18 protein-coding genes are annotated in these 19349 nt (G+C 62.3%); 12 read left to right on the forward strand and 6 right to left on the reverse strand.

Going from position 1 to position 19349, the window contains the following annotated elements; genetic code table 11:
- Positions 1 to 41: 41 nt before the first annotated feature.
- Positions 42 to 743 (reverse strand): response regulator transcription factor, encoded by a 702-nt coding sequence (locus MUB52_RS02605; protein WP_263842623.1) that lies wholly within the window; start codon positions 741 to 743, stop codon positions 42 to 44.
- A complete protein-coding gene (locus MUB52_RS02610; RefSeq protein WP_263842676.1) occupies positions 740 to 2620 on the reverse strand; it encodes a PAS-domain containing protein in 1881 nt (626 codons plus the stop codon). Before MUB52_RS02610 ends, MUB52_RS02605 begins: the two co-directional genes overlap by 4 nt.
- A 257-nt stretch (positions 2621 to 2877) precedes the next feature.
- On the opposite strand from MUB52_RS02610, the gene MUB52_RS02615 reads away from it, so the two are divergent.
- Positions 2878 to 4845, forward strand: a complete 1968-nt coding sequence (locus MUB52_RS02615; protein ID WP_263842624.1) for an AMP-binding protein — start codon at positions 2878 to 2880, stop codon at positions 4843 to 4845.
- Positions 4846 to 5270: 425 nt separating this feature from the next.
- Here the strand turns inward: MUB52_RS02615 and MUB52_RS02620 are convergent, their stop codons facing one another.
- A complete protein-coding gene (locus MUB52_RS02620) occupies positions 5271 to 5450 on the reverse strand; it encodes a hypothetical protein (RefSeq protein WP_263842625.1) in 180 nt (59 codons plus the stop codon).
- Positions 5451 to 5538: 88 nt separating this feature from the next.
- Here MUB52_RS02620 and MUB52_RS02625 point away from each other — a divergent pair, with 88 nt between their 5' ends.
- The 3 genes from MUB52_RS02625 (at position 5539) to MUB52_RS02635 (ending at position 9090) form a co-directional block, all read left to right on the forward strand.
- The gene (locus tag MUB52_RS02625) at positions 5539 to 6357 is read left to right on the forward strand and encodes an ABC transporter ATP-binding protein (protein WP_263842626.1); all 819 of its coding nucleotides are present in this window, start codon (positions 5539 to 5541) and stop codon (positions 6355 to 6357) included.
- Positions 6358 to 7543: 1186 nt separating this feature from the next.
- Positions 7544 to 8101, forward strand: a complete 558-nt coding sequence (locus MUB52_RS02630; protein ID WP_263842627.1) for a hypothetical protein — start codon at positions 7544 to 7546, stop codon at positions 8099 to 8101.
- Positions 8101 to 9090 (forward strand): branched-chain amino acid ABC transporter permease, encoded by a 990-nt coding sequence (locus MUB52_RS02635; protein WP_263842628.1) that lies wholly within the window; start codon positions 8101 to 8103, stop codon positions 9088 to 9090. Before MUB52_RS02630 ends, MUB52_RS02635 begins: the two co-directional genes overlap by 1 nt.
- Positions 9091 to 9153: 63 nt before the next feature.
- On the opposite strand, the gene MUB52_RS02640 is transcribed toward MUB52_RS02635, so the two are convergent.
- Entirely contained in the window at positions 9154 to 9492 is a 339-nt protein-coding gene (locus MUB52_RS02640; RefSeq protein ID WP_263842629.1) for an SHOCT domain-containing protein, read from the reverse strand.
- 120 nt (positions 9493 to 9612) lie between these two features.
- On the opposite strand from MUB52_RS02640, the gene MUB52_RS02645 reads away from it, so the two are divergent.
- The 8 genes from MUB52_RS02645 (at position 9613) to MUB52_RS02680 (ending at position 17532) form a co-directional block, all read left to right on the forward strand.
- Positions 9613 to 10032 carry a hypothetical protein gene (locus MUB52_RS02645; RefSeq protein ID WP_263842630.1) on the forward strand — a complete coding sequence of 140 codons (420 nt, stop codon included), beginning with the start codon at positions 9613 to 9615 and terminating at the stop codon, positions 10030 to 10032.
- On the forward strand, positions 10032 to 11108 hold the full coding sequence (locus MUB52_RS02650; RefSeq protein WP_263842631.1) for a branched-chain amino acid ABC transporter permease: 1077 nt from the start codon (positions 10032 to 10034) through the stop codon (positions 11106 to 11108). The genes MUB52_RS02645 and MUB52_RS02650 overlap by 1 nt, the downstream gene beginning before the upstream one ends.
- 96 nt (positions 11109 to 11204) lie before the next feature.
- Complete coding sequence (locus MUB52_RS02655; protein ID WP_263842632.1) at positions 11205 to 12488, forward strand: ABC transporter substrate-binding protein; 1284 nt, start codon at positions 11205 to 11207, stop codon at positions 12486 to 12488.
- A 70-nt stretch (positions 12489 to 12558) separates the two neighbouring features.
- Complete coding sequence (locus MUB52_RS02660) at positions 12559 to 13395, forward strand: ABC transporter ATP-binding protein (RefSeq protein WP_263842633.1); 837 nt, start codon at positions 12559 to 12561, stop codon at positions 13393 to 13395.
- Between the two features lie 10 nt (positions 13396 to 13405).
- Positions 13406 to 13792: a cupin domain-containing protein gene (locus tag MUB52_RS02665; RefSeq protein ID WP_263842634.1), complete on the forward strand. Its 387-nt coding sequence runs from the start codon at positions 13406 to 13408 to the stop codon at positions 13790 to 13792.
- A gap of 1 nt (position 13793) precedes the next feature.
- Positions 13794 to 14993, forward strand: coding sequence for a phenylacetate--CoA ligase family protein (locus MUB52_RS02670; protein WP_263842635.1), 1200 nt, complete (start codon positions 13794 to 13796; stop codon positions 14991 to 14993).
- A complete protein-coding gene (locus tag MUB52_RS02675) occupies positions 14990 to 15835 on the forward strand; it encodes an alpha/beta fold hydrolase (protein ID WP_263842636.1) in 846 nt (281 codons plus the stop codon). The genes MUB52_RS02670 and MUB52_RS02675 overlap by 4 nt, the downstream gene beginning before the upstream one ends.
- Positions 15836 to 15855: 20 nt before the next feature.
- Positions 15856 to 17532 (forward strand): ABC transporter permease, encoded by a 1677-nt coding sequence (locus tag MUB52_RS02680; protein WP_263842637.1) that lies wholly within the window; start codon positions 15856 to 15858, stop codon positions 17530 to 17532.
- A 199-nt stretch (positions 17533 to 17731) separates the two neighbouring features.
- Here the strand turns inward: MUB52_RS02680 and yghU are convergent, their stop codons facing one another.
- Positions 17732 to 18601 (reverse strand): glutathione-dependent disulfide-bond oxidoreductase, encoded by an 870-nt coding sequence (gene yghU, locus MUB52_RS02685; protein ID WP_263842638.1) that lies wholly within the window; start codon positions 18599 to 18601, stop codon positions 17732 to 17734.
- A gap of 85 nt (positions 18602 to 18686) precedes the next feature.
- Positions 18687 to 19346, reverse strand: a complete 660-nt coding sequence (locus MUB52_RS02690) for a hypothetical protein (RefSeq protein ID WP_263842639.1) — start codon at positions 19344 to 19346, stop codon at positions 18687 to 18689.
- Positions 19347 to 19349: the final 3 nt, after the last annotated feature.

A 19349-nucleotide genomic window follows, 5' to 3' on the forward strand; every position in this document is an offset into this window, starting at 1 on the left:
AAGACCACATCGAAATGCTTCAACAGGCCTGCTCGGCGGTCCTACTGCCAGGCAACGTCGCCGAGGAAGATGTAGCCCGCGCCATAGATTGTCTTGATCAGCTGGGGGTTCTTCGGGTCCTCGCGCAGCTTGGTACGCAGGCGCGAGATCCGCACGTCCATGGCGCGGTCGAAGCTTTCGCTTGCCGCGCCCCCGAGATGGTCCTGCATCTGGGCGCGGCTGATCAGCCGCTTGGGGTTCTCGAGGAAGAGTCGCAGCACCTCGCCTTCGGCGTGGGAGAACGGGGTCTGCTGGCCTTGGGCATCTTCGATCACATATTGATCGAACAGCACCTGCCAACCGGCAAAGCGCGCCACCTGCCCCGAGGTTGCCGCGGGCCTTGACGTCCGCAGCCGCGCCCGGATGCGGGCGACCACCTCAGCAGGGTCGAAGGGTTTGATGATGTAGTCATCGGCGCCAAGCTCCAGCCCCGTGACTTTGTCCTGCACCAGCGCACGGCCCGAAATGATGATCACGATGGCGCCCTGCTCCAGCGCAAGCTTGTGGACCAACGTCAGCCCGTCGGTATCCGGCAGCGACAGATCGACGAGGCAGACATCGGGCCGATGCTGCGCGAGTGCCGCGGTGAAGGCCTGCGCGCGGCCGAAGCTGAGCGTGCGGAAACCCGCATCCTCCAGCGCGTCCGTCAGCATCGTGCGGATGGCCGGTTCGTCGTCGAGGATGGTGACGAGGGGGGCTGTCATGACGCGAGAACCTCTGCGGCTCGCCCACCCAGAACCGCGCCGATCTCCTCCGCCGTGAAGGGCTTTTGCAGAAGCGGCGCGGTCTTCTGCGCGGTCTGGAACAGCGGGTCGTCGGGCGGCAGCGAGGTCATCAGCACGACCGGAACGGCACCGGACAGCCGCCGCGCAAGGTCGATGCCGGTCGCCTCTCCCGCCAGTTGGATATCCGAGAGCACCAGCGAGATCTCAGGCAGATCTGCCATGAGCGCGCTGGCCTCATCGGCGCTGACCGCCTCGATCACGGAGTGGTTCAGCCCCGTCAGCATATCCCGGTAGAGCGCGCGCAGGTCGTCGCGGTCTTCGACAAGCAGGACGAGCGCTTGCGGGGTCTCGATGGCGGGCCGGTAGGGCAGGCGCAGCACCACCCGCGCGCCGCTTTCGGTGTTGTCGAGCCGCAGATCGCCTCCGGCGAGCTTGGTCATGTCGTAGACCATGGGCAGCCCGAGGCCGGAACCTTCCGCACCCTTGGTGGTGAAGAACGGATCGAACCCGTGGCTGAGCGCGCGCTCCGAGAAACCGGGGCCCGTGTCAGTCACCTGCCATTCGATCCAGGTGTCATGCACGATGCGCTGCGACACTCGGATTTGGCCGCTGGCGCCACAGGCATCGCGCGCGTTCAGGATGAGGTTCAAGAGGCTGTCGGTGGCCATGCCCGCGTCGAGCATCACCGGACCTTGAGGTGCTGCGCCGTCGATGTGCAGCGTGATGCCATCAGGCAAGGTGTGATCGGCCAGCGTGCTGAGATTGTCCATCAGCTGCGCAAGGTCTGTGGCCTTCGGTCGGAGCGCGCGCTCGGCTGTCATGCCTGCGATGCTGCTCAGAAGCGCGCCACCCCGCCGCGCGGCCGCCAGCGTGCCTTCCGCCATTTCGACCACATCCGGCGCGAGCCCGTCTTGGCGCAGCAGCTTGGACTGCAGCCCGAGGATGATTGTCAGAAGGTTCGAGAAATCATGGGTGAGGCCCGAGGTCATCTGCGCGGCCAGGGCCCGGCGGCGGGTCTGTTGCAGCGCAACGCGGGCCTGCATCTCGGCCGTCACATCCATGGAGAGGATATAGACGCCCCCCCGGCCGTCGGGCGTGAAGGCCGCGCGGATGCGCCGCGCGCTGGCATCATCAGTGAACTCGAAAACGGACGGCTGACCGCCGTAGGCGGTACTGAGATGCGGCGCGATGCGGTCATAGGTGGCGGCTCCGAGCGCATCGCTGATGTGCATGCCGAAGATGTCAGTGGGGCGCCCCGGCATCACGCTGCTGAGCTGCCTGTTGGAATAGGTGTAGTGCCCGCTTGCATCCACATGAGCGATATGCGCCGGCATCATCTCGGTTGTGAGCCGGGTGCGCGCTTCGATCTCTGTGAGCTCGCGCTTGGCCTCCTGCAGGGCCGCGTTCATGGCCGCCAGTGCGCGGTTCGTGCTGGAGAGTTCTTCGGCATAGGTGTTCAGTTGATCGGACAACTCCTCCGACCGGCTTTGCAGCAGGGCTTCCTGCCGCTTGGTGCGGGTGATGTCTGTGTAGACGGTGACCCAGCCGCCTTGCGGCAGGGGCGCGCCTTCCACGCTGATGATCCGCCCGTTCGACCGGGTTCGCTCCATGTAGTGTGGCTCGAAGGCGCGGGCCTGCTCGACGCGCTCGGTCACGAAGGCCTCGATGTCGGCGACGTCACCGTACTCTCCACGCGCGACCAGATGGCGGATGGTGTCCTCGAAGGCGGCGCCAGGCGTGACAAGCTCATCCGGCAGGTCGAACATGCGCTGAAACGGGCCGTTGCACACCGCCAGCCGCAGGTCGGAATCGTAGATCGTCAGCGATTGGCCGATCAGGTTGAGACCGGCGGCCATGAGCTCTTGTGTTCTGGTCTCGGCGGGGGGCACGATCACTCCTGTTCCGGATGGTCCCGCCCGCTATCCTATCACGGAATAATCGAGGGAAAATCAGCTTTGCCGCATGGCTCGGATCGCGCTGTAACAATTCGTAAGGATTGAGAAATCATGACGAAAAAGTTGACGTCGAGCGTAATTGTCACATTGTTACCGGAAGGACGGCGGGGAGCGCCGCGCTTGTCTGGAAAAGGCAAGGTCTGGGAGGACAACAGTTGATGACAAGCCCCACGGGCGTCGGCGGACCGCAGTCCGTTCCGGCGCTGTTGCACCGCAATGCGACCGAATTCGCGAACGCGCCCGCGTATCGCGAAAAGGAGTATGGCATCTGGCAGAGTTGGACCTGGGCGGAGACGCGCGAGGAGGTCGAGGCGCTGGCACTCGGGATGCTCGATCTCGGCGTGGCGGAGGGCGACTTTGTCGCGATCATCGGGCGCAACCGCCCTTATCTTTATTGGTCGATGGTGGCCGCACAGATGTGCGGAGCCGTGCCGGTGCCGCTTTACCAGGATGCGGTGGCCGAAGAGATGGCTTACGTGCTGGGGCATTGCGGCGCGCGCTTCGTGATTGCCGGCGATCAGGAGCAGGTCGATAAGGTCATTGAGGTTCAGGCCGAGCTGCCGAATTTCGAGCAGATGATCTATCTCGATCCGCGCGGACTGCGGACGTACGATCATTCCCGGCTACACCAGTACAGCCATATTCAGGACGTGGGCCGCGCCAAGCGCGACGAGCTGTCGGGCGAGCTGACCGCGCGGCAAGACAAGCTTGACTACGACAGCACCTGCGTCATGCTCTACACCTCCGGCACGACCGGCAAACCCAAGGGCGTGGTGCTGAGCAACCGCAACGTGATCGAGACGTCGAAGTCCTCCTCCGAGTTCGACGATCTGCGGCAGAGTGATGATATTCTGGCGTACCTGCCGATGGCCTGGGTTGGGGATTTCATCTTCTCGGTCGGGCAGGCGATGTGGACGGGGTTCTGCACGAACTGCCCCGAGAGCGCCGATACCATGCATGTGGATCTGCGCGAGATCGGGCCGACCTATTATTTCGCCCCGCCGCGGGTGTTCGAGACCCAGCTGACCAATGTGATGATCCGCATGGAGGACGCGGGGCGCTTCAAGAAGTGGCTCTTTGACGTCTGCATGGCGCAGGCGCGCAAGGTGGGCCCGGCCATTCTGGACGGTCAGCCGGTGAGCCAGTGGGACCGGTTCAAATACAATCTCGGGGAGCTTTTCATCTACGGGCCGTTGAAGAACACCCTGGGGCTGAGCCGGGTGCGCGTGGGCTATACGGCGGGTGAGGCGATCGGCCCGGAAATCTTTGATTTCTATCGCTCTTTGGGGATCAACCTGAAGCAGCTCTATGGTCAGACCGAGGCCACGGTGTTCATCACCGCGCAGCCTGACGGCGAGGTGCGCAGTGATACGGTGGGGGTTTGTTGCCCCGGTGTGGAGCTGAAGATCGCGGAGAATGGCGAGGTCTTTTATCGCTCACCTGGCGTGTTCGTCGAGTACTACAAGAACCCCGAAAGCACCGCCGGGACCAAGGATGCAGAAGGCTGGGTCGCGACCGGGGACGCGGGCTTTGTGGAGGAAGACACCGGGCACCTGCGCATCATCGACCGGGCGAAGGACGTCGGGCAGATGGCGTCAGGCGCGCTCTTTGCGCCCAAATATGTGGAGAACAAGCTGAAGTTCTTCCCGAATATCCTGGAGGCGGTGGTCTTCGGGAACGGACGGGACGAATGCACGGCCTTCATCAACATTGATCTCACGGCCGTGGGCAACTGGGCCGAGCGGAACAACATCGGCTATGCCTCCTATCAGGAACTCGCACGCCACCCTCAGGTGATGGATACGATCCAGTCTCATGTGGAGCAGGTGAACCGGTCGGTGGCCGAAGACGAGATGCTGTCGGGCTGTCAGGTGCACCGCTTTGTGGTGCTGCACAAGGAGTTGGACGCGGATGACGGCGAGTTGACGCGGACACGGAAGGTACGTCGCCGGATCATCGAGGAGAAATACGCGGATATCATCGCGGCACTTTACGATGGGTCGGGGTCTGTCAGCACGGTCACCGAAGTGACTTATGAGGATGGGCGCAAGGGGTCGATTTCCGCGACCTTGGAGGTGCGCTCGGCGACGGTGCAGACGGTTGCCCAGAAAATGGCGGCGGAATGATGTGGTCGACGTCTTACGTTGCATGGCGCGTGCTGAGTTTCTTAGCCAGAGTACATGCTTCTATCGACGGTCTGATCGGACGCATAGGTGTAGGCAGGTCTGTTGGTCTAGGCGTCTTGGCTGGTGGTTTGCTCCTCTGGTTTCAAGCGCCGGTTTCCTCGCCGTTTGTGATTTTTTGCCTGTTTCTGGGGCTTACGATGGCGCGCTACGCAATCCGCCGTCCGGAGGGCTTTCGGCCGTTGGGGATAATTGAAACAGATGAGGCAGAGGAGCGACAGTCACTTCGGCTCGTAATGGTGGGAGGTGCGCCGTTTTTGGGATACATCGCTGTTGGCCTGCTCAATACCTATTGGTTTTCATCTGGGGAGGCAGCCTGAGTGACTAGTGAGGTCGATGAAACTTTCAACGGATATGCGCGGGCGCGATCACAGGTCTTTGGCTGGGCCGTCGTAGGCGGCGCTAACGGCGCGGCTGATGTGGAAGCGGGTCGAGAAGCCGCGCAGGGCGGCGTCGATGTCGCGGATCGCTTCGGCGCGGCTGAGGCCGCGGGTTTTGCGTTTGGCCGCCATGGATATCAGGCAGGTGCGTTCCCAATCATTGCGCATCGGGATGTCTCCTTTTGCTGCTCCTTCCGCCAGCTTAGGCAGATGATGGTTAACATATCGCGGAGCTTGCGCACGCTGGAGGTCGGCCATGCTTGATCAATCGCAAGGTTACACCACCGAAGACGGCCGCAAGATCGGTGGCGTCGTCATGGAGATGCGCAATATTACCCTTCGGTTTGGAGGGGTTGAGGCGATCAAGGATATCTCGTTCGACATCCGCGAGGGAGAGATCCGGGCGATCATCGGGCCCAATGGTGCGGGCAAATCCTCGATGTTGAATGTCATCTCTGGGTTCTATGTGCCGCAGGAGGGGCAGGTGTTTTACAAGGGCGCGCCGCGGCCTGCGATGAAGCCCTACCAGGTGGCGCAGCAGGGGATCGCGCGGACGTTTCAGAACATCGCGCTCTTCGAGGGGATGTCGGTGCTCGACAACGTCATGACCGGGCGGCTTACCAAGATGAAGACGGGGTTGTTCAGCCAGGCGCTGTGGTTGGGCAAGTCCGAGAAGGAAGAGACGGAGAACCGGGAGGTTGCTGAAAAAATTATTGATTTTCTGGAGATTCAGGCGATCCGCAAGACGCCGGTGTCGCGTCTTCCCTACGGCTTGAAAAAGCGGGTGGAGCTGGCGCGGGCGTTGGCGGCGGAGCCGTCGCTTCTGCTGCTGGACGAACCGATGGCGGGGATGAATGTTGAGGAAAAGGAGGACATGAGCCGCTTTATCCTCGACGTGAATGATGAGTTTGGCACGACCATCGCGCTCATCGAGCATGACATGGGCGTGGTCATGGACCTCTCTGACCGAGTCGTCGTGATGGACTACGGCAAGAAGATCGGTGACGGGACGCCCGATGAGGTGCGCGGAAATCAGGCGGTGATCGACGCTTATCTGGGGGTCGCGCATGACTGATTTGGGTCCGTCGGTGGCGCGTCGGTTTTGCGTCGGTATCACGTCGGTATTACGTCGGTGCGTTGCGGGCGGTAGGGTAGGGGTTTGTTTGGTTTCCCAACTGCAAAGGCCACCACTGAATTCGCATCTTGTGCGGCGCTTAGGCGTCAAATTCTTCCATATTGTTTCGATCGTGGTGGCTTCTTGTACGTTGGTGGTAGCATCGCCGTTGCGTGCAGACATATGGACCGAGTTTTATTCGCGCTGTCTGGAGCCAATGGAGAAATTCGACCAGCCATTCTGGCAGAATCTGATTTTCTTGTCCGAGCATGACTCGTGGACCGTTTTCGAGTCGCCGGACGGCGCTTTTGCGATGAACATTGTGCTTCGCACTGACAATACGGTTGAAAGTTGCAGCATTTATTGGAGACAGAAAACGGTACCCGATAAGGACTATGCTGGGTCTAAACAAGTAGATGAATTGGTTGGGTCTGGCCGATACACAGAAATGGAACCAGATCGTCCAAATTCTCGCAAGATTCGCAGTCATGGATGGCGAAATCCACATCTGATCATTCACTTGTCTTACGAGTTACCTAAGCAGGCGACTGCTCAACTGTACACCGTATGGCAAGCGAAACGCGATGGCACGAGTTAGTCGGAATGAAGAAATGCTTAGACCGATAATCTCTGTCATTGTAGTTGGGCTTCCCAGTGTTGCTGCTCAGTCAATCGCTGGGTGTCTCTCCAATATGTCTCAAATGATGAGGAACAATAACAATGCGCGCCGGGTTTTCGAGATGTGTCCTTGCGGCGGCAAGGTTTTGACAACACTGGCTTCGTCATCTTGGGCAAGCCAACCATACCCTCACGAACACTCCACTCCTGTTATATTTTTTGAACAATTGGCCAGTCATCGGCGGATTGTTTCCGTGGTACCAAGGCAAAATGGGCAAGAACCCGCTTTGTCTGCCGGCGGTCCTGCCCTTCAGCACACATCGGCACGGTTTCGTCGGTGTCAGAGAGCAGACGGACAATGGATACCGTTTGGAGGGTACACATGAGTAAATGGTGGTTTAAGCAGTTCGACTTTTTGGTGGATCATTTTTCGCTGCCTCTCGCCTTCGGCTCGAACGCCAAAAGTGATGCGTGTTTTTCAGCTGTAAGTCGAACCGCTATAGGGGGCGCCTTCGCCCTGTCTGGAGTAGTGTTCACAGGCACCGAGGCCGAGGCGGGCCCGCAGTTCTGCGGGCAGCCGACCCCGGCGATGCAGGAAACCTGCGAGCTTTATCAATCCTATTGCGCAGCTTATCTCGACGATCCAGCGTCGCTGGACCGCTCCACTTTGCGCGAAATTCCCAGCGGGGCGAAGGCCCGGTTTGCGGCGAGTGAGCTCACGCAGGTCACGCTGGGCTATATGACCACGGCGAATCCACAGGTTGCTGTGGTTTACGGGGATGACTACCCGTCGTGTGAGCTTCTGATGACGGGGATGCAGTATTCCGACCTGCTGCTCGCCTATCGCGACTGGCGGGAAGGGGAAGGGGCGCAGTTTGCGGCCACGGCCCCGTTCGAACCTGTCTCGAAGCGCGAGATGCCGCGCGCCTATGCGGCCGTTTTCCTGGCCGCCCCCCGTGAGGACGGGCGGGTGACCGAGATCACCTTGAACTGGAACCTGAGCGAGGCGGGTCTGACCCGGCTCAAAGTCTCGTATCAGCCGGAGCGCGAACACACGCGGCTTCTGCTGGGGCAAGGAGCAAACTGATGCCGGAACAGCTGGCCTTTACGATCGAGGTATTTCTCAACGGGCTCATGGCGGGGGTGCTCTACGCGCTCGTCGCCTTGGGCTTTGTTCTGATCTACAAGGCCAGCGGTATCTTCAACTTTGCGCAGGGGGTCATGGCGCTGTTCGCGGCCATGACCCTTTACGGGATCATGAATGGGCAGGTGCCCTTTGCGCATCTGATCAATGCAATCTTCGGCACGGAGATCCACTATTTCGGCTGGGAGCTGCCCGCGCTCTTGGCAATTGTCATGACCGTGGCGGTGATGATCCTGCTGGCCTGGATGGTGCAGCGGTTCATCTTCCGCTACCTCGTGGGGCAGGAACCGATCATTCTGTTCATGGCGACCATCGGGCTTGCGTATTTCCTTGAGGGTGTGGGCGATCTCATGTGGGGCTCTGACATCAAGACGCTGGATGTGGGTCTGCCGCAAGGGATCAATGAGACCATCGACGAGGCGACCTTCAACCTCTTTGGCTATGGGCTTTTCATCGACAATCTGGACATCGTGGCGAGCATCGTGGCGATTGTCCTGGTGGCGGCGCTGGTGGCCTTTGCGCAATACACCAAACAAGGGCGCGCGATGCGCGCCGTTGCCGATGACCATCAGGCGGCGCTGAGCGTCGGCGTGTCGCTGAATTTCATCTGGATTCTGGTGTGGTCGCTGGCAGGGTTTGTCGCCCTTGTGGCTGGGATCATGTGGGGTGCGAAATCTGGGGTGCAGTTTTCGCTGAGCCTGATTGCCCTGAAGGCGCTGCCGGTCCTGATGCTGGGGGGCTTCACCTCGATTCCTGGCGCGATTGTCGGTGGGCTGATCATCGGGGTGGGGGAGAAGCTTTTTGAGTTCTGGATCGGCCTGCCGTATCTGGGGGGCGCAACGGAGAACTGGTTTGCCTATATGCTGGCGCTGGTTTTCCTGGTGTTCCGCCCGCAGGGGCTCTTTGGGGAGAAGATCATTGAACGTGTGTGAGCAGCGACACAGAGGTGCCCCACTAGAGCGTGTCCGCCGCGAACTGGCAGACCCCCTGCAGGCTCATTCTTCGAGGCTGCGGAAGAGGGCGACCGTGAGGGCGGCGAGGATCGTCACGCCGAGGGTCAGCGCGAGGTTCATGTCGCCAAAGATCAGCATCGCAAAGCACAGACAGACGCCAATGATGCCGAGGCAGACAACGATGCCGAAGCCCCATTTCATTGGCCCGGGCAGCTTCGTGTCGGGGGGGTCTGCGGGGGTTTCATGCGCGACGAATTCGGTTTCGACAACGTCGATGCTGTCGATTAGCGCGCTCCGCCGCGCTATGTATTCCACATCGGTGATCTCGCCGCGGCTCAGACGGGCGTCGAGCTCGCGCAGATCCTTCAGGATGGCCGTCATTGATCCCACTCCTGCCCCCAACGGCAGATGTGGCAGGGGAAATGGGGCGAAATGGGGAGAATCCGTGAAAGATTGTGATGTGGTTAACGGGTGCAATCGCCGCCTGGCAGGAGACGCCTGATGCGTGCGTTCGATCATCTAGGGTGCGCTGCACTTGCGAGCCTGTGTCTGGCCGCATCGGCAGGAGCAGAGTGTTCCGGCTTTTCGGACCCGCCACCAAGCGCGGGCCTGGAACGGGTCAAGGAACTGGTCAGTGAGGGCCGCTTCGACCAGGCGTTCGAAGATTTCGAGATTGCAGACGCAGCGAAAAAGCAATTGGCCGATGGTCTGAAGGCCATTCTGCCAGAAGAAGACATGAAATGCGTCACGATCAAGCGGGCCCGGCAGAATCCGGAGTTCATCTCAGAGATCTTCATGACCGAACACGACGGCCGGATCGTCTATTGGACGGTCTCGGGGGAGGCGCAGGGTAGTTCCTTTCGGATGATCAACTTCCACTACACGGATAAATTCCGCGAAATCAAGGAGCTGCTCTACTGATGTTCTATCGTGAGGCCGGGGATTTCAGTACCACCTACCCGCAGGACAGCCAGACCTTTCCGATCAAGTTCGACCGGTATCGCTATTACGTGGTGCTGTTCATTGCGGTGGTGATCATCCCCTTCGTGATCAATGACTACTGGGTAAATTCGATCTTCATGCCGTTCCTGATCTATGCAATCGCCGCGATCGGGCTGAACATCCTGGTGGGCTACTGCGGCCAGGTGTCCTTGGGCACCGGCGGGTTCATGGCGGTGGGCGCCTATGCGTGCTACAAGCTGATGACGGGGTTCCCGGAGGTCAGCATGTTCATTCATGTGCTGCTGGCGGGCGGGATCACGGCGATGGTGGGCGTGCTCTTTGGGCTGCCCAGCTTGCGGATCAAGGGGTTCTACCTGGCGGTGGCGACGCTGGCGGCGCAGTTCTTCCTGGTGTGGCTCTTCAACAAGGTGAGCTGGTTCTACAATTACTCAGCCTCGGGCCAGATCAACGCGCCACAGCGGGACACCTTCGGCATCCTGATCACCGGGCCGAATACGGAAGCCTGGGCGACCTATATGTTCTGCCTGATCTTCACGATCTTCTCCGCTGTGGTCGCGCGGAACCTCACACGTGGGTCCGTGGGGCGGCAGTGGATGGCAATCCGCGATATGGACATCGCGGCTGAGATCATCGGGGTGAACCCGCTGAAGGCCAAGCTGACGGCCTTTGCGGTGAGCTCCTTCTTCGTGGGCATCTCGGGCGCGCTCTTCTTTGCGGTCTATCTCGGTGCTGTGGAGGTAGGCGAGGCCTTTGGGATCACCAAGTCCTTCCTCGTGCTCTTCATGATCATCATCGGGGGCCTCGGCTCGATCTTCGGCAGCTTTGCGGGGGCGGCGTTTCTCGTGCTGTTGCCGGTGCTTCTCAAGATCATCGGGGTCGATTGGTTCGGCTGGCCCACGGATATCGTGGCGCATCTGAACCTCGTGATCGTGGGCGGGCTGATCGTGGTGTTTCTCATCGCGGAACCGCATGGGCTCGCGCAGCTCTGGCGGGTGGCCAAGGAGAAATTGCGGCTGTGGCCGTTCCCGCACTGAGCAACTGACAGGTGGGGTGGGCTTTCAGGCCACCCCTTGTAAAGAAAAGCGCCGGGCCACCGGCACATCGGACAAAAACCAAGGGAGGTATCACCGATGAACTACAAACTGGGTACATGGGCCGTGGCGGGCCTGATGGCGGCAAGCCCCGTGATGGCGGATCTTGTCTTTCCGAGCCTCAGCTACCGCACCGGGCCTTATGCCGCAGGGGGCATCCCCTTTGCAGATGGCTATGCCGACTACTTCACGCTGCTGAACGAGCGGGATGGCGGTATCGGTGGGGTGATGACCCGCGTGGTCGAATGCGAAACGGGCTACAACACCGAGAAGGGTGTGGAGTGCTATGAGAGCACCAAGGGCGAAGGCGCGCTGGTCTATCAGCCGCTCTCGACCGGCATCACCTATCAGCTGATCCCGAAGGCGACCGCTGATGATATCCCGATCCACTCCATGGGCTACGGGCGCACCTCGGCGGCCAACGGCGATGTGTTCAGCCATGTGTTTAACTACCCGGCGAACTACTGGAATGGCGCCTCGGCGGCGATCAACCACATCCTCGATGTCAACGGCGGCGATATCTCGGGCAAGAAGATCGCGCTGGTCTATCACAACTCGGCTTACGGCAAGGAGCCGATCCGCACGCTGGAGAAGCTGTCGGAAAAACACGGGTTCGAGCTGCTGCAGCTGGCGGTCGATCACCCCGGCCAGGAGCAGAAGTCGCAGTGGCTGCAAATCCGCCGCGAGCGGCCTGACAATGTGATCATGTATGGCTGGGGCGTGATGAACCAGGTGGCGATCCAGGAGGCTGCGAACATCCGCTTCCCGATGGAGAATTTCATCGGCATCTGGTGGTCGGGCGCGGAGATTGACGTGCAGCCTGCGGGCGACAAGGCCAACGGCTACAAGGCGCTGTCCATGTCGGCGGTGGGCGATGACTTCCCGCTCTATGACGATCTGCGGCAGTATGTAGTCGAGGCCGGCAAAGCTGCGGGCGCGGGCGATCAGTTGGGTACCGTTCCTTACAACCGTGGCCTCTATGCGGCGATGCTGGCGGCCGAGGCGGTGAAGGTGGCGCAGGAGATGCATGGGGTGGCCGATATCACCTCCGGCCAGATGCGCGACGGGATGGAGAATCTTGTGATCACCGAAGAGATCATGGCGGCCAATGGCGTGCCGGGCTTCGGGCCGGAGTTCACCGTGTCCTGCGAGAACCATGGTGGCGATGGCCTTGTGGCTGTGACGCAGTGGGATGCGGCGGCCGGTGAGTTCGTACAAATCGCCGATTTCGCGCCCACGGATATGGAGATCATCCAACCGCTCATCGATGAGGATTCCGCCGCCTACAAGGCGGAGAACAACATCGAGAGTAATTGCAACTGATGTGCATCCCCCCGGCGGCGGCCTGTGCTGTCGCCGGGGGATTTTGAGTATTTCTGGACGGGTGAAGCCTATGCTGGACACAACGCAGGCGCCTGCGGTTCGGGCGGAAACGGTGCTCGATGTGAAGAACATCGAGGTGATCTATAATCATGTGATCCTTGTGCTGAAGGGCGTGAGCCTGACCGTGCCGAAGGGCGGGATCACCGCGCTTCTGGGGGGCAACGGGGCGGGCAAGACCACGACGCTGAAAGCGATTTCCGGGCTCCTTGCGTCTGAGCGGGGCGAGGTGACCAAGGGCTCTATCAAGTATCATGGGGAACCCATTCATCATGCGGACCCGGCGGAGACGGTGAAGCGCGGGGTGGTACAGGTGATGGAGGGGCGGCATTGCTTTGAGCATCTGACCGTCGAGGAAAACCTGCTGACCGGCGCTTACACCCGCAAGGACGGCAATGCGGCGATTCAGGCGGATCTGGAGATGGTCTACGGATATTTTCCGCGTCTGAAGGAGAGACGCAAGTCACAAGCGGGCTATACCTCCGGGGGCGAGCAGCAGATGACGGCGATTGGCCGCGCGCTGATGTCCAAGCCGGAAACGATCCTGCTGGACGAGCCTTCGATGGGGCTGGCGCCGCAGCTGGTGGAGCAGATTTTCGAGATCGTGAAGTCCATCAACGAGGAGCAGGGCGTCACGATCCTGCTGGCGGAGCAGAACACCAATGTGGCGCTGCGCTTTGCGCATTACGGTTACATCCTGGAGTCGGGTCGGGTGGTGATGGACGGGCCCGCGGCGGAGCTTCGGGAGAACCCAGATGTGAAGGAGTTCTATCTGGGCATGTCGGAGGAAGGGCGGAAGTCCTTCCGCGACGTACGCAGTTATCGTCGGCGCAAGAGGTGGTTGTCATAAGGGGGGGGACATGATGAAGCAGGTGGGTTTTGCCTTGATGGCGCTCGTGCTGGCCGCGCCGGGCTGGGCGGAGGATCTGGTGCAGCGCGAGGTGCTGAACGAGCAGCCCTTGAGCGGCGCGGAGGGCACGGTTGTCATTGTCTCGGAGTTGAAGCTCATGCCGGGCGGGCGCATTCCGCTGCACACGCATCCCGGCGATGAGCATGCGGTGGTCGTTGTGGGCGGGCGCGCGCTCTTGCCCAACGGCAAGGAGGTGGAGTTTGCCGCCGGCACGCCGATGTTCTTCCCCGAGGGGCAAGTGCATGGCGGGGTCACGAATCTTGGGGATGCGCCCATGGAGATCGTGACCACCCATATTGTGCGCGCGGATGCGCCGTTTACCGTGGCGGCGGAGTGAGATGAGCGGATTTTACGACGATCTGGAGGTGCGCAGTTCGGATGCGCGGGCCGCGGCGCAGGGCGAGGCGCTGGTTGCGCAGGTGGCGCGCGTGCGGGCGGCGGACGGCAATTGCCTCGCCGAGGATGTGGAGATCACCGGGCTGAGCGATCTGCCGAAGTTGCCGGTGCTGCGCAAATCCGACCTGGCGGCGTGGCAGGCCGAAAAGCCGCCCTTTGGCGGCATTCCGGTGGCCAATGCGGCGCATGTGTTCCAGTCGCCCGGGCCGATCTATGAGCCCGGCGGGGTGAGCCATGACTGGTGGCGCATGGGACGGTTTCTGCATGCGGCGGGGATTGGCGCGGATGACGTGGTGCAGAACTGCTTTGGCTATCACCTGACGCCTGCGGGCATGATCTTTGAGAGCGGTGCGCGGGCGGTGGGCGCGCGGGTCCTGCCGGCGGGGACCGGGCAGACCGAGTTGCAGTTGCAGGCGGCAGCAGCGGTGGGTACGACCGCCTATGCAGGGACGCCGGACTATCTGAAGGTGATCCTCGACAAGGCCGATGAACTTGGGGTGTCGTTGGGCATCACCAAGGCAGCGGTGGGCGGCGGCGCGCTCTTCCCCGCCATGCGCGCCGAATATGCCGAGCGGGGGATCGCCTGTTTGCAATGCTATGCGACCGCCGATCTTGGCAATATTGCATATGAGAGCCCCGCGATGGAGGGCATGATTGTCGATGAAGGGGTGATCGTGGAGATTGTCACCCCGGGCACCGGCGATCCCGTGCCTGAAGGCGACGTGGGCGAGGTTGTCGTGACCACGCTGAACCCCGACTATCCGCTGATCCGCTTTGCAACGGGCGACCTGAGCGCGGTCATGCCGGGCGACAGCCCCTGCGGGCGCACGAACACGCGCATCAAGGGCTGGATGGGGCGGGCCGATCAGACCACCAAGATCAAGGGTATGTTTGTCCGGCCCGAGCAAGTGGCGGCTTTGGTGGCGCGGCACGACGAAATCGCGCGCGCCCGGGTGATTGCGCGGCGCGAAGGCGCGCAGGATGTGATGACGGTCCAGCTGGAAGCGGCGGGTGGCTCCGCCGAGGCCTTCTCCCAAAGCGTGATGGATGTGCTGAAGCTCAAGGGCGCGGTCGAGGTGGTCAGCCCCGGCAGCCTGCCGCGCGACGGGTTGGTGATCGAGGACCAGCGCAGCTACGAGTGACGCAGACCGATCCTTCCGCGCTGATCTACGACGCCGATGCAGTGGCGCAGGCCGAGCGGCTTGTGATCTGCGCACCGGGCGCGCTCACCCGGATTGAGATCTTCGATCCCGTGCTGACCTGGCGCTCCGCGGGGTGGGAGCCTGTGTTCTACCCGTTCCCCGGTCTCGACGGGCGGCCCCTGTCACCGCCGCTCGACATCGTGCAGGCCGCCGGCCAAATCGTGGCTTTCGCCCGCGCATACCCCCACAGGCAGATCGGCCTTCTGGGTTTCTCAACGGGTGGGGCCATAGTGATCGAAGCAGCCGCGCTTCTGGGCGATGCGGTGCGCACCGTTGCCATTGCCCCCGGACTTCCCGGCGCGGGCGGGTGGCGCACGATGCTTGGCACCACGCGGGATGTGCTCGGGGTGGCGTGGCGGGTGCGTTCTTTGCGGGTGCGGCCCGTCTGGCTGGAGTACTACCGGATCCTGCTCTTCGGGCGGGCGGTGCTGCAGCATGTCGACACGCGCGAGAAAAGCCGCCAGTTCACAGAAGCCCGTGCGGCACGCATGGTATACCCGGAGAACGGGCTGTTGCGGGCGCATGCAGGTGGGCTCAAACGATGGCTGGGGCCCAAGACACCGGTGCCGAAGCCAGAGTCCGTGACCCTGCTTATCGGCGACGAGGATTCGGTGTTCTCCACCAACCAGACTCGCGCTTTCGCTGCAACGCTCGGCGAGGTCCCCCTGCGCCGCTTCCCCGGACATGCGCATATGCTCATTCTGACCGAACCCGCGATCTTCGACACCGCGCGGGCGATATTCGAAGGGCGCGATCCGGAACGCTCTGGCCTTTCTGACTGAATTTGTCGAAAAAGAGGCTCATGTCTGATGTGCCCTCATTGCCCGTTTCCGCACCGCGCCGCCACGCGACAGAGGGGCTGCGGGCTTTGGCCGCCATTGCGTTGCTGGCCGCGACGGTCTGTGCTCTGCCCATGGTTGCGGTGGTCATCGCGGCGCTGAGCGGCGGGACAGAGACAATCGCACATCTGATGGACACCGTTCTGCTGCGCTACACCGCAACCACGTTGTGGCTTGTGCTGATGGTCTCGCTGGGCACCTTCGCGTTGGGCGTAGGCGCTGCCTGGCTCGTCACTATGACGCGGTTTCCGGGCGTCCGGGTCTTCGAGATCGCGCTTGTGCTGCCGCTGGCGTTTCCCGCTTACGTGCTGGCCTATGCTTACACCCATGTGCTGGATCATCCCGGTATCGTGCAGACGCTGCTGCGCGACGTGACGGGGTGGGGGCCGCGGGACTATTGGTTCCCGGATGTGCGTTCGGTGGGCGGGGCGGCGACCATGCTGATCCTCGTGCTCTACCCCTACGTCTATTTGCTGGCGCGGGCGGCGTTCCTGCAGCAGAGCGCCACGACCTTCCTTGCGGCGCGTGCGCTAGGCGCAAGTGCCTGGTCGGCGTTCTTCAAGATCAGCCTGCCGCTGGCGCGTCCGGCGATTGCGGGGGGCGTGCTGCTGGCGGTGATGGAGACCATTGCTGACTTCGGGACAGTGGCCTATTTCGGCGTTCAGACCTTCGCGACCGGGATCTACACAAGCTGGTTCTCGCTGGCGGATCGCGCCGGAGCGGCGCAGCTGGCGCTGTGCCTCTTGAGCTTCGCGCTGCTGCTGGCGATGCTGGAGCGGACTCAACGGGGTGGCGCCAAGTACCACGACGCATCGCGGCGACAGCAGCGGATGGAGCCGGCCCGTCTGCATGGTGTACGGGCGGTGCTGGCGGCCGTGCTCTGTGGGGTGCCGGTGCTGCTGGGCGCTGTGCTGCCAGTGATCGTTCTGTTCTCGATGGGTCTTGGGTCGGAGCAGAACCTCGCAAGCCCGCGCTATCTGGGGTTCATCCAGAACTCGCTGACGCTGGCGGCTGTGGCGGCGCTTTGCACGGTCGGGGCAGCCATCACCGTGGGGTTCTTCCAGCGGCTGCGCCCGGGGCGGCTGTCTTTCGGGGCGGGCTATGTGGCCCGGCTTGGCTACGCAGTCCCGGGCGGGGTGATTGCCGTGGGGCTGCTGGTGCCTTTTGCCGCCTTTGACAACGCGCTGGATGCGGTCATGCGGGCGCGCTTCGACATCTCGACGGGGCTGTTGATCACCGGGTCGATCTGGCTCCTCGTGGCGGCCTATATGGTGCGGTTCCTTGCGGCGGCGCTGGGGGCCTACGAGGGGGGGCAGGCGCTGGTGCCCTCGAACATGGATGCCGCCGCAAGGTCGCTGGGGCAGACGCCGACGGGGACGCTGCGCCGGGTACACCTGCCGATCCTGGCGCCGAGCCTGCTGACCGCGCTGCTGATCGTCTTCGTTGACGTGATGAAGGAGCTACCCGCGACGCTGATCATGCGGCCCTTCAACTATGACACGCTGGCGGTGCAGGCCTATCGCCTGGCGAGCGACGAACGCTTGGAGGGCGCTGCGGTCCCGAGCCTCGTGATCGTGGCCATCGGCCTCCTTCCCGTGATCCTGATTTGTCGCCAGGTGGGCCGGAGCCGCCGCGGGTAGGGCGGGCCTTGGGCCGCCCCTTGGCGCACGGGCATCGCCCGACCCGGAGGGCGTTTGCTAGGCGTTTGCTTTGTGGAGCACTGCGGACAAGGCCGGCGTCGGGCTGTTTGTGACGTCTAAATCGCCCTCTGGTGGGAGGTCGGGCGAGGCCCGGCTTTTCAGCGGGGCGGGATATCGGCGCAGCGCGCGCCCGGGATGCTCAAACCTCCTCGCCGATCTTGTCCTGCGTCTTGGTGTCGAAATCACTGGCGTCGTGGCGCTCGTGCAGCTGTTGGTCGAGCGGGCCGTTCACCTTGTTCACCTTGACGCCGCGCTGCACCGCCGGACGCGCGGCGATCTGCTTTTCCCAGCGGATCACGTTCTCATACTCATGCACACTGAGGAACTCGCCCGCGTCATAGCTCTCGCCCCGCACGGTGCGTCCGTACCAGGGCCAGGTGACCATATCGGCAATCGTGTAGTCCTCGCCCGCGAGATACTCGTGATCGGCCAGATGACGGTCGAGCACATCCAATTGCCGTTTTGTCTCCATCGCGAAACGGTTGATCGGGTATTCCTGCTTGAAGGGCGCGTAGGCGTAGAAATGACCGAAGCCGCCGCCCAGATAGGGCGCGGAGCCCTGCAGCCAGAAGAGCCAGTTGAGGCATTCCGTGCGGGCCTTGAGTTCGGTGGGCAGAAACGCGCTGTCGAACTTCTCGGCCAGATACATCATGATCGATGCGCTCTCGAAGACGCGCAGGCCCGTGGTGGTGTCCAGCATCGCGGGAATCTTCGAGTTCGGGTTGATCTCGACAAAGCCGCTGCCGAACTGATCGCCATCCCCGATGCGAATGAGCCAGGCGTCGTATTCCGCGCCCTCATGCCCCAGCGCCAACAGCTCTTCCAGCATGATCGTGACCTTCTGCCCGTTTGGCGTGGCCAGCGAATAGAGCTGCAGGGGGTGCTTGCCGACAGGCAGCTCCTTGTCATGTGTGGCGCCGGCGATGGGGCGGTTGGTGCTGGCCCAGGTGCCGCCGCTCTCCTCGTCCCATGTCCAGACTTTCGGCGGAGTGTATTCGGTTGTGCTCATGGCGGCCCTTTCGGTGCGGTTGCGTCCTTGGTGCACCTATCGTGGATGCTGGCCAGAGCAAGGGCAAGGCGCGCGTGTGCAGGGTCTAATGTGCGGTGATGAGGGCGATGAGGCCGACGAGGATCAGGCTGAGCGCCCAGATCACATCGAGGTTGAACCAGCTTTTCTGCAGAAATGTGAGGCCCAGCCAGTAATAGACCCCCACGGCGACGGCGCCACCTGCAAGGATCATGGCTCCGGTGTGGGCAAGGGCGACGGCGAGGGCCGTGGTCGCGTTGTTCCACATCAGGTCATAGGCGGCGGCGTGGCCCGAATCCGTCTCGAGCGTGCCGCAGATGCCGAGGTAGATCGGCACCAGCATAAGCCCCGCGCCGTGGGCCATGGCGGCCAAAAACGACCAGAGCGCCAGACGCGAGGGCGGCACGCGCGCGAGAAAGCGCGGGTGGCGGCGGTTGATCAGCAAATAGACCCCGAGGGCGATGACCAACAGGGCCGCCCCGGTCTGGATCTCGCGCTGCCATTGGACCAGTACCATCAGCGCGGAGAAGGGAAAGAGGATCGCGGCCATGGCCAGCAGGTGCCCCGCGGCAAGGGCCGCGAGCGCCTTGTAGAGATCGCCGGTCTTGCGCGCCATCAGCGCGGCCGACACGGCGAGGGGCCAGCCCATGCCTGGGTTGACCCCGTGATAGACGCCCGAGACCACGACAGCGGACCAAAGGGACGCCGCCGTGTTCATGCTCTCCATAGG

The organism is Roseobacter sinensis, assembly GCF_025755255.1.
Classification (GTDB): Bacteria; Pseudomonadota; Alphaproteobacteria; order Rhodobacterales; family Rhodobacteraceae; genus Roseobacter; species Roseobacter sinensis.